14 protein-coding genes are annotated in these 14,128 nt (G+C 50.7%); 5 read left to right on the top strand and 9 right to left on the bottom strand.

The window, feature by feature from the left end:
• The first annotated feature begins 357 nt into the window (after positions 1 to 357).
• The 3 genes from ACO0LC_RS11190 (at position 358) to ACO0LC_RS11180 (ending at position 1,695) form a co-directional block, all read left to right on the top strand.
• Positions 358 to 957, top strand: a complete 600-nt coding sequence (locus tag ACO0LC_RS11190) for a helix-turn-helix domain-containing protein (protein ID WP_423002967.1) — start codon at positions 358 to 360, stop codon at positions 955 to 957.
• 9 nt (positions 958 to 966) lie between these two features.
• Positions 967 to 1,431: a GNAT family N-acetyltransferase gene (locus tag ACO0LC_RS11185; RefSeq protein ID WP_423002965.1), complete on the top strand. Its 465-nt coding sequence runs from the start codon at positions 967 to 969 to the stop codon at positions 1,429 to 1,431.
• A 99-nt stretch (positions 1,432 to 1,530) separates the two neighbouring features.
• A complete protein-coding gene (locus ACO0LC_RS11180) occupies positions 1,531 to 1,695 on the top strand; it encodes a hypothetical protein (RefSeq protein WP_423002963.1) in 165 nt (54 codons plus the stop codon).
• Between the two features lie 65 nt (positions 1,696 to 1,760).
• On the opposite strand, the gene ACO0LC_RS11175 is transcribed toward ACO0LC_RS11180, so the two are convergent.
• The 4 genes from ACO0LC_RS11175 to ACO0LC_RS11160 form a co-directional block, all read right to left on the bottom strand.
• Positions 1,761 to 2,204: a DUF5675 family protein gene (locus tag ACO0LC_RS11175; RefSeq protein WP_423002961.1), complete on the bottom strand. Its 444-nt coding sequence runs from the start codon at positions 2,202 to 2,204 to the stop codon at positions 1,761 to 1,763.
• Positions 2,205 to 2,261: 57 nt separating this feature from the next.
• Positions 2,262 to 3,212 carry a hypothetical protein gene (locus ACO0LC_RS11170; RefSeq protein WP_423002959.1) on the bottom strand — a complete coding sequence of 317 codons (951 nt, stop codon included), beginning with the start codon at positions 3,210 to 3,212 and terminating at the stop codon, positions 2,262 to 2,264.
• Entirely contained in the window at positions 3,209 to 3,967 is a 759-nt protein-coding gene (locus ACO0LC_RS11165; RefSeq protein ID WP_423002957.1) for a hypothetical protein, read from the bottom strand. The genes ACO0LC_RS11170 and ACO0LC_RS11165 overlap by 4 nt, the downstream gene beginning before the upstream one ends.
• Before the next feature lie 896 nt (positions 3,968 to 4,863).
• The gene (locus ACO0LC_RS11160) at positions 4,864 to 6,555 is read right to left on the bottom strand and encodes an ABC transporter substrate-binding protein (protein ID WP_423002955.1); all 1,692 of its coding nucleotides are present in this window, start codon (positions 6,553 to 6,555) and stop codon (positions 4,864 to 4,866) included.
• A gap of 105 nt (positions 6,556 to 6,660) precedes the next feature.
• Between ACO0LC_RS11160 and ACO0LC_RS11155 the strand changes: the two genes are divergently transcribed.
• Positions 6,661 to 7,851, top strand: a complete 1,191-nt coding sequence (locus tag ACO0LC_RS11155; RefSeq protein ID WP_423002953.1) for an MFS transporter — start codon at positions 6,661 to 6,663, stop codon at positions 7,849 to 7,851.
• A 383-nt stretch (positions 7,852 to 8,234) separates the two neighbouring features.
• On the opposite strand, the gene ACO0LC_RS11150 is transcribed toward ACO0LC_RS11155, so the two are convergent.
• From ACO0LC_RS11150 to ACO0LC_RS11130, 5 genes are all read right to left on the bottom strand, one after another.
• Positions 8,235 to 8,915: a hypothetical protein gene (locus tag ACO0LC_RS11150; protein ID WP_423002951.1), complete on the bottom strand. Its 681-nt coding sequence runs from the start codon at positions 8,913 to 8,915 to the stop codon at positions 8,235 to 8,237.
• A gap of 143 nt (positions 8,916 to 9,058) precedes the next feature.
• Positions 9,059 to 9,481: an ankyrin repeat domain-containing protein gene (locus tag ACO0LC_RS11145; protein ID WP_423002949.1), complete on the bottom strand. Its 423-nt coding sequence runs from the start codon at positions 9,479 to 9,481 to the stop codon at positions 9,059 to 9,061.
• 108 nt (positions 9,482 to 9,589) lie between these two features.
• A complete protein-coding gene (locus ACO0LC_RS11140; RefSeq protein ID WP_423002947.1) occupies positions 9,590 to 9,853 on the bottom strand; it encodes a hypothetical protein in 264 nt (87 codons plus the stop codon).
• Between the two features lie 50 nt (positions 9,854 to 9,903).
• Positions 9,904 to 10,176, bottom strand: a complete 273-nt coding sequence (locus ACO0LC_RS11135) for a type II toxin-antitoxin system RelE/ParE family toxin (RefSeq protein WP_423002945.1) — start codon at positions 10,174 to 10,176, stop codon at positions 9,904 to 9,906.
• Positions 10,173 to 10,634, bottom strand: coding sequence for a hypothetical protein (locus ACO0LC_RS11130; protein ID WP_423002943.1), 462 nt, complete (start codon positions 10,632 to 10,634; stop codon positions 10,173 to 10,175). Before ACO0LC_RS11130 ends, ACO0LC_RS11135 begins: the two co-directional genes overlap by 4 nt.
• Before the next feature lie 1,065 nt (positions 10,635 to 11,699).
• Here ACO0LC_RS11130 and fusA point away from each other — a divergent pair.
• Positions 11,700 to 13,781 carry an elongation factor G gene (gene fusA, locus ACO0LC_RS11125; protein ID WP_423002941.1) on the top strand — a complete coding sequence of 694 codons (2,082 nt, stop codon included), beginning with the start codon at positions 11,700 to 11,702 and terminating at the stop codon, positions 13,779 to 13,781.
• Positions 13,782 to 14,128 lie beyond the last annotated feature (347 nt).

Here is a 14,128-nt window from a genome sequence, read left to right as displayed (position 1 = left end):
CTGCTTGCGAAATGCGCTTGGCAAGCCGTTGTATCAAAGGTAGTGACTTGTAACGCACCTACCAGACTTATCCAAACGCTGGTTTCGTAGGAGCGGCTTTAGCCGCGAATGCCTTGCCGTGTCTGCCAATTCGCGGCTGAAGTCGCTCCAACCAATGTTGAATCAAGATGGAAAGTAGGGTGCGTCGTAACGCACCGTTTTACAAGTGAGAATGGACATTTCAGAGTGGTGCATTGGAAAGTACGCTACGCACCCTACCAGTGTGACAGGCAAGTGCAGAGCGGTCCTGAGCTTGGCAAAACATGCCGACTAACACCACTTGACATCATATCCACCATATTGGATAATAAATCCAGTATGAAAGAAATTACATCTACCCATCAGCAGCCAGATATCAACCAGCGTCTTGCCAACAGGATTACCTCCCTGCGTGCTGAGCGTGGTTTGTCGCTGGATGCACTGGCCAGGAAATGTGATGTCAGTCGTTCCATGATTTCACTGATTGAGCGTTGTGAGACCAGCCCCACCGCCGTGGTGCTGGACAAGCTGGCATTTGGCCTGGGTGTCACGCTGGCGTCCTTGTTTGAGGAGCCACGCGCTGACGCCAGTCCCTTGGTAAGGCGGGCAGAGCAGTTGCAGTGGACTGATCCGCAGTCTGGTTACACGCGGCGCAATATTTCGCTGCCACATTTTCGCTCGACGTTGCAGATAGTTCAGATCGATTTTCCAGCAGGGGCAATAGTGAGCTATGCGGCGGGGTTGCGCGAGTTTGGCATTCACCAGCAAGTCTGGATTCTGGAAGGCAGCATGGAAATTATTAATGATGGCAAGCACCATGTCTTGCAAGTGGGCGATTGTCTGGCCATGCAAGAAAATCAGAGCATTGTTTTTCAGAACACCAGCAAGCGCCCTGCGCGCTATGTCGTGGTTGTCAATACCGGATCACTCACTACCTGAAGGTGCAGTATGCAAATTTCTTTTGAATCACCCAGTCAGGCCGATGCCATTGCCCTGATCACCGAGCTTGATGCCTATCAAGGCGCGCTCTATCCTCCAGAAAGTCATCATGCGCTGGACCTGTCCTCGGTCGATGAGCAAGGGCTGCTGTTTGTGATAGCGCGGGACGAGGCCGGGCAAGCCGTCGCCTGTGGTGCCGTGGTCTTGTCTGCCGGATACGGCGAACTTAAACGCATGTATGTGCGCCCCCAGCAACGTGGTCGTGGGCTGGCGAAAAAAATATTGCAAACGCTGGAGGCGGCCACCATGGCATCGGGGTGCATGGAGTTGAAACTGGAAAGCGGCCCTTACCAGCCAGAAGCACTGGCCCTGTATGCGCGTTGCGGCTATGAACCTTGCGAGCGTTTCGGTGGATATGCCGATGATCCTCTCAGCGTGTTCATGCAGAAAAAACTCACGGCGCCTCAGGATTGAGAATTGGAAATTTGACTTATTGATGTAAACATCAGCACCAAATATGGCTAAACTTGGCGTTGCTACACTTCATGAAAATCGTCTACAAGGAGAAAGACCATGCAGCATCTGCCCGAACTGCTTGGGATAGCCACAGCGATGATCATAGGGGCGGCTAGCCCAGGGCCCAGCTTTGTGATGGTCGCTGCGTACCGCAGCAAGCGTGGGGCGATTCAATGGCCTGTTGGCTGCCCTTGGTATCAAGCTGGTGACTTCTTACGATAGTGTTTGAGTGCCAGCGATATAGGCTAAGGCCATATTCGCTATTTCACATCCGCCTATTCATCCATCTATTTGATGGTGGCAGTGAGATTGCTTCGATCACCCCATTTTTTAATGAGGGCGGCAAATGTGACGACGCTGCTGGTCACGCCCCGGCCATTTGGCACGATATCGGTAATTTCTTTGCCTACAGCGACGCAACCCTGCACCTGGAAAGGCCAGTTGGCATTGTGGATTTCGCACAGGCTGCGGCCTTGCTTGCCAGCCGGTATCATCGCTGGCGTGCCATAGATGTTCAACTGGGGATTATGGAAGACGACAGTATGACCATGGGCAGGTGAGTCGTAGGGCAGGAGTTGATATTCGCCCACAGGGATGCAGGACTTGTTTGCCGTATTATTGTTCCATGGTTGTTCGCAGGTGAAGCAAAAAGACTTGCCATCAATGAAGAGTTCGCCAAAAGTGCCATTCTGCCCCGACAGTGCTGCGTTGCGTGCAATGAGTATGTGCATCTTTGTCTCCTTAAAATAGTTGATGTGTCAAATGTATGTTGAACTTGTTCAGTTGAATCATGCTGGTTCTGCAACAGTTTTCTGTTCAGGATATTTTTTAGCTTCCTCCGTTATGACAGTCTCTGCAGGGTGATCATTTGCAATTTTTTCCTTGTCTGGCTGATTTTCGTTTTTTTTCGAAACAAATACGCCATCTAATTTCAGAGTGGAGGAAATCCAGGATGCGAGAGGGTAGGAAAAAAGGCCTATTACTATTCCACCGCTGAAATCTGTCACGGTCAGGGAAATGGGGGAACCTGTGCTCTGGGTGGTTTTTCCGATGATAAGCGCAATCATTGCCATGATCCCGCCACGTAATCCCAACAGGACGGTGAATAGGAAACTTTTTATCCATTCTTGTCGTGTGAGCGGTTGCTTGATCATTGTTTCTACCCACACGAATATCGCCAGTAAAAGTGCGCCTATGAGGCCACCAACGAAGATACTGGACTCAGGTGCCTTTATGTTGATGGATGGATAGTAATTGAGATCCTCTTGAGTTTTGGTATTCACAGTAACAGCGAAGCGGATATCTGCGGATAGTAAGGTATTTTGCCAAGAACTCAGGTTCCAGGAAATATTGTTGTCCTTCATTTCAAAGCGGCAGCTTAATTCAATTGAGCGGCCATTGCGAATGGTAATATCACCAGTCTGCTGGGGAATGCAGGCGCGGATATTTTTAAATTTTTCTGCGGATGCGAGATCAATTGTTGTCGTCAGATTGTCGAAAGAAATATCTTCGTTCGACACGTTTTTTAAATTGATGACGACAAAAAGAGGGTGCCCCACTCGATTCATGGGGTCACTATTTGCGGTAACGATCAAAGGATCTGATGCAGTCTTGGTCGTATCAATTTTTGTTTCAGAAGTTTTCGCTGGCGATGTATTTTCTGAATGAGCTGTAGCACTGCAAAAGAGCAGAAGGATGAATAAGTGTATGTACAGGCGCAATGAGCGTTTTCGTGTCACTTCAAGCACCCCTGGCTTGAAGTGAGCTGCCTGAGTTCATCAATGTTCCTTTTTGTCCCAGGTGGAAAAATGAGATTTTTCATCTGCTCTACTGAACTCAAGAAAATTTTGACTTTTTCTTTACAGATTTCCTGATTGTTACGTTCGCACAGATTCGTCTTATTTCCATCAAACTTCACGCAAGACCATACTGCTTGCAACCATACCTTAAAAGCTTCAGGGTGTATGGATTTTGGTTCTTTGTCTCCCAGAGTTTCATCTACGACCTCATACTTTTTCCGTAAAGCCAATGCACTGACCAAGTAGTTTAAATGTATCTGTATCTCTGTGTCTTTGTTGGCTCTTGGCGTATCACGCTCTGGATTGTTTTCTATTCCCTCCAGGATTTGTTTACGGAGACTTATTTCGTTATCCATATATCTATCGCCATCTTTTGCATATTGTGGATCGGCATAACGCTTTTCTGCTGCTCGCCTTTGTACATCGCTTGCTATGCGAAAGAAGTTAAGCACTTCATTGTCCAATTTGGAAGATTCGATGGAATAGTTACTTAACCACCTGTATGCGCAGTCGGCACCAAAAGGTGCTCGGTCATTTTTTTGAAGGTCGCTTATCGCATCACTGACACTTTTCAGGGGGGAACCTGGTGGTGGACACTGCTGAGCAGAGGCAAATGCAGCATAAAACCAAAGAAGAAAAAGCACCAGGCAAGGACTGAGCGTAATAGGTGCTTGGAATGAAAGGCGATTCTTCATGGATCCCTCCGAATGATTCGAGTAGACAGCTACCAAGAGCTACTCAGTCTTGTATATGCTGCCAGGCAGCATCACGGTGTTGTAGCATTGCCAGAAATTATTGAGTCTGTTATTGCGATGATCGTGGCCTGACTGGAATCAGTCAGATGCCCATTTGCAACGTCAATGATGAGTGTTCTCATAGCCTGAGCAGTAGCGGGAAGCCGTTTGAGTCCATCCAAAAATGAAGATGTTCCCCGGCAATTTTCTGATCTGCGATTTCATTTATCCACTTAAGGCAGCTGGACAGAGTGGATTATGTCGGGAAAACGTAACAATTTGTAAATGACAATTTACCATGCTTATTTGATAATTGGCGAATTAAATCAATGTCACTTGAGTTTATGTGTTTTTTACAACAATTCTTTGGGCTGATATTGAAATTAAAGTTTGACGGGCAATGAAAATAAATCGAGTTAGTGCTAGTGGTGCACTGCGCAGTCAACCTTGCCCTGTTCAAAATACGACATACTCGCTTAGTGCAAGCAAGACAGGCCAGTATCGAGATGCTTTTTTTTGGGGGGATGGCACGATGGGGCTGTAACGCATACTCTAGGCATTGTTTTTGGACGCAAATTAAGGCCGTAACCATAGCTTGCGAAAATCCATCCATCCGCAGCGGGCCAGGGTGACGCCGCCGAGTTGCGGGCCATAGTCTATGCCGTGGCGGGTGTGGCGCATGGGCAATTTTGTAGGGTGCGTTATAACGCACCATGCGCGTGATGATAAATAATTTTGCGTCATTCTACGAAGATTATGTACACTTGTGCACAAGCTGTTGTTGAAGTTTCCGGTGTATTTGAACATGCGTCGTGGTGCGTTATAACGCACCCTACAGTTTGTTTTTAAGATGCACATCAAGGCCGCAACCATAGCTTGCGAAAATCCATCCAGCCGCAGCGGGCCAGGGTGACGCCGCCGAGTTGTGGGCCATAGTCTATGCCGTGGCGGGTGTGGCGCATGGGCAGTATCCAGGCTTGCTCTACGATGCGGGCGAAACAGGCTTCGATGAGCGGCGCACGGCATGCGGCATCGGCTTGTGCCGCGATTTCTGTACTGGCTTGCACCAGCCATGTACGCGCCGCTTTGTCCATCATCTGGTTAATCAGTGACTCTCCTGCCAGCCAGCTATACAGACCAAATTCCATGTCGTTGTCGAGTACATCTCCGGCGATGACGACATCGGCCCAGTGCCGCCAGTGGTAGGGCCCAAATTCCGGGAAGGGCAGGATGTGGATGCTGACATCTGCTCCGGCCTCGCGCAGTCTGCCTGCCACGCAATGGGTCAGGGCGATGTGGCTGTCGAGTTCATAAGTCACGACGTCGAGGTGGGCTGGCAGGGTGGGTGCTGCTGTTGTCGTCTGTTCAGGCAGGTGCTGCCATTGCGGCAGCATGCCAAAGGCCATGGGGCGGGTTTCTTTGGCGGCCAATTCCGCCGCTGCAGGGCGCAGCCATGTGCCGATTGCCAGACGTGCGGTTGCGCTAGAAAATTCTGCGCGTGCCGGGTTCAGCATGACCAGGTCACAGCCTTGTTCCAGCGCCCGTATCTGCGACCAGCTATTATCGCGTGCAGGCACTTGATCAGGCGAGGCATGGGCCAGGTGCAGGTCAACTTCAGGCAGGGGGCTGCCATGCGGCACCACCCATAAATCAATCTCATCAAGCAGGGCACGTTCACGGAAATAGCCATCAAACGCTGCCAGCGTGGCCCGGTGTTCATTATTGCGCAGCAGCCGGAAAGGCCCGGCACCTATGGGTAGCGTGGCAAAATCTGTGCGCCTGGCATCATCCACCGGCACGATGACGGCGGCATGGTGGGCCAGCAGATGCAGCAGCAGATGATCGGGCTTGCTGAGTTGCAGCCTCACGCTGCGCTCTGTGCCGCTGATGCTGGTGAGGTGGGCAAACATGGCGCGGTAAGGGCCATCTGCATCACGGGCACGTTGCAGGGTATAGACCACGTCCTCGGCGCGCACCGGGCGACCATCATGGAATTGCAGGCCGGGTCGCAAGACAAATTCCCAGTGGCTGCCATCTGCACTGGCATCCCATCTATGCGCCAGTGCCGGGATAATCTGTTCGCTGGCGCGGTCGTATTCTGTCAACCCTGCGCAAATCTGCATGATGATGTGCTGCTCGGTGCGACGGTTGATGTGGATAGGGTCCAGCGCATGCAGGGGGCGGTAGAAGGGCATGCGCAAGCTACCGGCGCGGCCACCGCCCAGGTAACCGGGCAGCGATTGCTTCAGGCGTTCACGCCCGGCACTGGGCAAGCCATCAAAGGCGGCTTCGAGTTTGCCATCTGCCAGCAGGTGATGCAGTCTTTGCAGGCGCAGGCTTTCATGGTCTTGAAGCAGACTGAGTTGTGAGCGATGACCGCGGCCATTGCCTGGCTGCCAGTCTATCCAGCCTTGCTGCTGCATGCGCTTGAGCAGCAGGCGCGCATTGCGTTCGCTACAGCACAAGGCGGTAGCGATCTGGGCCAGGTCAGGCGCATGGGTGCTGGGATACCATTCGGCCAGGTGCTGGAAGTGATCTAGCAGTCGCATCTTTAGGTATTAATAAAGGAGGAAAGAAATACCAGATTCTATCCGTTTTTGTCTTTCCGCCTTTGATATACGCTAGTGGCATTGTTCAACCCTGCTTGCATATCCATGACCACTCACTCGCTTTGGCAAAACGCCAGCTTTCGCCGCCTGTATGCATCGACCATCAGCTTTTCGTTAGGCACGCAAATCTACCAGCTCGCCATGCCGCTGATACTCTATCAGTTGACACAATCAGCCGGGGTCATGACAGGCATGCGGGCGGTTGAATTGCTGCCCAATCTGCTGCTGGCAATGTTTATCGGTGTCTGGGTAGACCGCATAGATCGTGGCCGCTGGGCGCGCTTTGCCATCGTTGGCATCGTCGTGCTGACCGGCATGCAGGCCGTGTTGCTGGAGAATGGTGCGCGGGCTTTGTCGTTTTTCTTTATCACGGCCTTCCTGTTGATGACTCTGCATTACCTGTATGCGATTTGCCGCATGGGCATGTTGAAGGAAATGCTGCCAGAACAATTGCTGCTGCCCGCCACCGGGCATCTGACGGTGCTAAGCCAGGTCTTCAGCATACTCGGCCCGGCGCTGGCTGGTGCCGTGATTTCCATACGCATGGACCTGGGCCTGTGGCTGCCCATGCTGGCCATGCTGCTGGCCGCCTGGCTGCTCAGGGATTTGCAACTGCCGGTGCGCAAGCCGGATGCCGATGGCTACTGGAATGAATGGCGCGATGGCTGGCGCGTGTTGATCGCCAACAAACCCCTGTGGCACCTGGCCTGGCTGGTGGTCATCATCAATGGCAGCGCGGGCGTGGTGGATGTATTGTTTTTGTTCCGTGCCCGTGATCAGTTGCAACTGGGCGCAGCCGAAGTCGGCCTGATGTATGGCGTCGCAGGCATAGGCGGCGTCATCGGCGGCCTGGTCGCCAGCCGCCTGCGCCAGCGCTTTGGCCTGGGCCGCCTGCTGGCGCTGGAGCTGGGCGTCGAAGCCTGTTCCATGCTCTTGCTGGCCTGGGGCAGCAGCATCCCCTTGCTGCTGCTGGCACTGGCCATCAACAGCTTTTGCACCGTCATCGGCAATGTCTGCATCTGGGGCTACCGCCAGGAAAGCACAGACAGCCGCTACATAGGTCGCATATCCGGCCTCACAGGTTCGCTGTTCAAACTGCTGATGCCGGTGAGCCTGGTATTGTCTGGTGCGCTGGTGGGCGACCTGCCGCTGGCCTGGATATTGAGTGCCTGTGCGCTCACGCATTTTTTGCTGGTGGTGGGGACGCGGGTGTCGGCGGTGTATGGGGTGGAGTAGGGGGTTTGCATATCCGTTTCATGAAGTGCTGATGAAACTTGCTTTCATGTACCGTTGTAGGAGCGGCTTCAGCCGCGAATAATTGCGAAGACTGTTCGCGGCTAAAGCCGCTCCTACAGGCAAGGACGTAGGTACGATTAGTGCAACGTAATCGTACGCATGGTTGACTGTAACTCTTTATGCTACATGATAATCATGGGAGCTTTATGTGACCCCATCAAGCATGCATTTTACTCACGCTGAGATGAATAAGTGACAGCCACGGAACTTGCCATAAGCTTTCGTTATTTACGGCGTGGCATGCGTACGATTACGTTGCACTAATCGTACCTACACGTTCTACACGCTGGACAGGATAACAGGGGCGCAGCAGTACCCAGCACTCATTTTAAAAACGGCCCAAACTTCCCCCCAGCTTGAAATGTAAAACCAGAAATCCTAAGTTTTTTTACCAAATCACGAAATGGTTTCAAGGCAAGATCACAGTCTATATCATACTTCCATTGAGGAACACGGAATAAATAAGTGGAATCAATTTTATTTAGATGAAATACTGCACGAAATGGTCTTTTTCTTTCAGGTGAAAGTTCATCTTCACCAAGTCGCGAACGTTCCTCATCAACCGCGTCACAAATATGATGAACCCACATAATGTAATACCGTTGCGGAACACCTGCAATTTCAACAGGGACAAATGTACATTCGTTCTTGAGGTAAGGAAGTAATTTATCTCTTGCGAACTCTGATACTAGATATTCAAATCCCAACAAAATTCCACCATTTGGAGTAAATGGGTTTACTGCAATTACATCAAGAAATTTCGCCTTTATACAATGATCGTCCAGTTGCCTACTCTGGAATTTCAGGGTATTGATTGCAGATGGAACGATTTTGCGGGCATCCAATGCTTTAATACGTCTATCTACAGAAATGGGATAACCAAGTTTGTGTTCGTTGTGAGCGAAAACTAAATTTATTTCCATGTAATTTGAATCGCCTATCACCCTGGCGGCAGCCGGGTCAAAACCAGCTTCTAACGCTTCTTGGTCACTACAAATTTCCATGAAAATATCCTTTTGAACTGCAAAAATAATCTATAAATGCATGACTAAACTGGGTAAGCCTCTTCCCGAATTAATTCAAAACATATGCAATCAATAGCAGAAAAATCTAAATAAGGATGGAACTTTTGAAGAGTCAGGCAGACTTAAAATTGCATTTTTCCGGCCAAGGGCCAGTCAAGTCTATATCCATACCGGTTGAACGCGCGCCGGAGTTTGATCAAGGTTTTTCTTGGCATGTTGGAGCCAAGATTTATTTGTGCTCTACAGGACGCCATATCTGGGATAACGCCAATTCCCAATAGCAGGTAGATCATGTCCACATGCCCCAGGCTGCATGCTTCTGTTAATGCATAATCAGATACCATGCCACCGCAAGAGCTGAGTAGTTCAACAATTTCGATATCGTTTTCTACGACAAACCAGTGCATGACCGTTTCGCCTGAATAATTCTTGCAGTTTAATACGTCTGGTTCGCTGTTAATCATTTGCTGCACCAGATGTGGGGTATAGCGTACTGCTTCCATCAGGCGGTCGTAGCCATGATCTTTTCCTGAGTGTCCTGTCATATGGTTTTAGGTCATGATTGGATTCATGCTTGCTGGTTTGTGATTTTTCTTTTTGGCAAAAAAGTGCGTAGGGTGCTTTAAAACGCAGCCTATGTGCATAGCTGGAAATTAGTCTAGCTCTGCTATTTCTTCTGGCCTTGTTTTCGGATAGTCAATGACAATGATTTTTTCACGCTCTGCTCTTTTGAGAAACGTGTGAGCTGCTTTCCAACTAACAGGGTTCCATGCATCGTAAATACACTCACCATTACTATCGACAGTCAGTGCAACAGGGTACTGCTTATCTTTTTGTGGATGGGCATCTTCACATACTTTAGCAAATTGACTTAACAATGTGAATCTTTCTGAGGTTTTTACAGAAAAAGAAAACATGAAAGTTGCTCGGCTAGAATACATAGCGTTCCTTTTTTTACAATTATCATTCAAGGCCACGCCTGCGCACTATGTAAAACCCTAAGTATGCTAATGGCGTCGCCCTCAATCGCATACACCATGATGTAGTTAGGATGAACGACAGCTTCACGGGTTTTCTTGACACGGCCAGGCTTGTACATGCGTGGGTTAAACAAAAGTTGATCTGCCATGTGCTCGAACGATTCATCAAGATCAATCGCAGCTTGTGGTTTGTCTTCTGCGATGTAGTCCATGATGCGTTCGCGATCTGCCAGCGCGAGTGGTTTCCAGATTAGCTTCAAGCTTTGTTACCCACGATGCGCTGCTTCAATGCTGCGCGCTTGGCGGCAAACTTTTGTTTGACATCTTCATTTGCGATGCCAGGGGCAGGGTCATCCAGCGAAGCTTGCACCTGCTCGCGAAACCACTTATCGTGAGCGGCTGCAGCATGTGCCTTGCGCATGCGTTCTGAGGTGTCTGTGCGAACGGTGGTTTTATCTGATACGTCGCTGTGTTTGCTGGCATCGAGCAAATCGACGCGGGTGATATGCAGTTCGGTTTTCAGATAATCCATGCAGCGGTCAAGTGAGCGCCACACGCGTGGCTGGTCAGTTCTTTGCGCACCCAGCGGTTTTTCCGTGACACCGAATTTCAGCATCACACCCCAGCCACCTGGCTGTCCTATGATGGACGCACCCTGTATGGCAGAGGCATCAACCATACGTTTGGCCATGGCTGTGTCTATAGTATTGTTGCTCATTAAATACTCTCTGTCCCATTGCATTCGATGGTTCAATTATGCATTTTATCTAATAAATGTGCAATCGGTAGTAGATGAATGTGCGTAAATGATAATTTCCATCAAATTCCCTTCGCACCAGAACTTTTTACTACCCATTGGGCAAACTTCCAAAACAGGATGTAGGTACGATTAGTGCAACGTAATCGTACGCATGGTTGGCTGCAATTCTTTATGCTACTTGATAATCATGAGAGCTTTTTGTGACCTCATCAAGCATGCATCTCATTCACGCTGAAATGCATAAGTGAAGGCCAAGGGCTTGCCACGACCTTTCGTCATTTGCGGCGTGGCATGCGTACGATTACGTTGCACTAATCGTACCTACACGGGCTGAACTTCGCGCTCCCCATCTGTAGCGCATCGTGATGATTGATAGTTTATATCAGATCGATTAAATTTTATTATCGGTATGTTGATCAAGCTAGAAATGCAGGGGATTTACCTATGAGGGTGGCATTTCTGCACCTGCATTTCTTGTAATGTGATCAGTACAGACTCATTTGACAAGCGATAAAAACAGGATTATTCTATAAAGATGAAAACACTGAGCATACTCTTTTTTACCTCCGCCCTCCCGGCATGTCGGATGACATCCCGGGGCCGCTGATGTGTGCCCGTTGAAACTCTGATAAATTAAATCAGAAAAAAACAAAGGCCCACAGGGGCCTTTTTTGTTTTCTGCGTTGGAACAATTGTATAAGCTACTGCACGGCGCGATTTTGAGCCTGCGATGCTCACCGTACTTTAGTACGGTTGCGCTTCTTAACTCAAACTAGCACCGCTCGCTGCGCTTATCCAAATGTTCCAAATGTATTGGACTTGATATCCAAAAACTCAGCACCACTTTAGTAAGCACTTTTAATCGTACCTGGTAGCAAACACTCTCTTATTGAGGAGCCATATAACATGAAGTCAGCAGATGTAGAACGCGCGCGGGTCCACTGAAATAAGGGTGGTCGCATGGCCCCGCGGCGCTGTCACCAAGACAACCCCACGACCGCTCGCTATGTAGAAAGACCCATCATGACGAACACCACAACCCGTGCCAACACACGTCCTACTGCTGCTCACTCTGCGCGCAACAACTGGCGCAACTTTGGCATCATCGCGCACATAGACGCTGGCAAGACCACGCTGTCTGAACGCATCCTGTTTAAAACCGGCGAAATCCACCGCACTGGCGAAGTCCATGAAGGCAATGCTGCCATGGACCATATGGACCTGGAAAAAGAACGCGGCATCACCATCGGTGCAGCGGCAACCCGCTGTGTCTGGAACGGCCATGAATTCACGCTGATCGATACACCAGGCCATATCGACTTTGCGATAGAAGTTGAACGTTCGCTGCGCGTGCTTGATGGTGCTATCACTGTCTTGTCCGGCGTCGCTGGCGTGCAACCACAGACCGAGACTGTCTGGCATCAGGCCGAGAAACATGGCGTGCCCATGATCATCTTTGTCAATAAGATGGACCAGACCGGTGCTGACTTTGCACGCGTCACAGAACAGGTGCGCAAGCAGCTCGGTGCGCGCCCAGTGCCTCTGGCGATACCTGTCGGTGCGGCGGATGAGTTTGGTGGCGTCATCGATGTCTTGCAACAGCGTTTGCTGCAATGGGATGCCAAGGGCAATATGACGGTGCTGGCTTTGCCTGCAGAATTACAGGCGCAAGCCCAGGCGGCCTATGCTTATGCAGCCTCGGTTGCGGCAGAAGCGAGTGATGTGCTGACAGATGCTTATCTGGCGAACGACACGCTGACCCAAGCAGAAATCCTGCAAGGTTTGCGTACCCTGACGCTGGCCAGAAAAGCCACGCCCATGCTGGCCGGTTCTGCGTATAAAAACGCAGGCATAGAACCGCTGCTTGATGCCGTGATAGCCTGGCTGCCAGCGCCTGATGACCGCGCTGCTCCCGTTGCTGCATTGAACGGTGACAGCGTGACCGTGGCAACTGGTGATGCTGATGCTTTGGCTGCGCTAGTGTTCAAGGTCGTGCATGACGAGCATGGTTCGCTGGCTTTTGTGCGTATCTATGGTGGTAGTTTGCATGAAGGCGAAACCATCTGGAATGCGACACTGGAAGCACCCGTGCGTATAGGCCGTCTGTATGTCGTGCATGCAGACAAGCGCACGCCGGTGGCTGAGGCAACAGCGGGCAGTATCATCGCCATCGCTAACCTGAAAGATGCGCTGACAGGCCAAACCCTGTCTGGCAAGTCACAGCCATGGACGCTGGAAACGATACACGCTGGCGAGCCTGTAGTGGCGCTGGCTGTTGAACCTGGTAGCGGCAGTGACCGCGCAAAAATGCTGGCCGCGCTGGATCGCTTCCGTCGTGAAGACCCGTCTTTGCGTCTGGAAAGCAATCCGGAAACGGGTGAGACCATTTTGTGGGGCATGGGTGAATTGCATCTGGATGTGGTGCTCGAGCGCGTCCGTCGTGAAGCTGCGGTGGACATACGTGTCGGTGCTCCGCATGTGGCTTACAAGGAAACCATGGGCCTGCCTATGGTCGAAGCAGAAGGCAAGCTCGACAAGCAAAACGGCGGCAAAGGCATGTATGCCCGTGTTGTCGTAAGGCTTGAGTTGCTTGATGCCAAAGACGGTGATTTTGCCTTTGCCAATATCGTCAAGGGCGGCGTGATACCAACGGCGTTTTTCCCGGCTGTTGAAAAAGGCGTACAGCAGGCCATGCAACAAGGCCCGCTGGGGCAAAAAGTGACAGGCGTCAAAGTCACTTTGCTTGATGGTGATTTCCATGCCGTTGACAGTAACGAAATGGCCTTCATCATCGCCGCCAAAGATGCTGTGCTGACAGGCTTGCGCAAGGCCAAACCGGTCTTGCTCGAACCCGTCATGAAAGTGACAGTCGATGCCCCCGCCATCAACACCGGCGACGTCATCGGCGACTTGCAAAAACGCAGCGGCCGGGTATTGGGCATCACCGAGAACACAGGCCGTGTTGAAGTGGTGGCCGATGTGCCTTTGACCAAGCTGTTCGGCCATACGACCGACCTGCGTTCTTTGTCACAGGGCAGGGCGTTTGCCAGTGCAATCTATGCACGCCATGCGGCTTGTGATGTGAATGAGGCATCGTTTGTGTGAGTTGTGTTGAATGTGGATGATGGGTGGACTGTAGCCGGGTTTGCCTGTTGTTTGCAAGCTAGGATGATAGAAGTAGGAGAGAAGCCAGGGCGGATGCTCTGGCTTTTTTTGAGTCAGGAGGCTTGGTGATGTTTGGGATGTGCTTGAATGAAGATCGTTGAAAACGCCATCATTTTCTAATTTTTTCTTTAAAATCGTTAATCCAGCGTAGACGAAAACTTCCATGTTGGAGTTTTCTATGCGTTCGTAGGATGCGAATGCTGTTCCTATGCACAAGGCTATCGTCTGCAACGAATGCCCCTGGGCTCCAGCCTGCGCTGGAGCGACGTTAATTTCGCGTAGGATGG

The organism is Undibacterium sp. JH2W, from assembly GCF_049340425.1.
Taxonomy (GTDB): Bacteria; Pseudomonadota; Gammaproteobacteria; order Burkholderiales; family Burkholderiaceae_D; genus Undibacterium.
The sequence above is the reverse complement of the archived record's forward strand: the minus strand, read 5'-3'. Positions and strand labels throughout refer to the sequence as shown.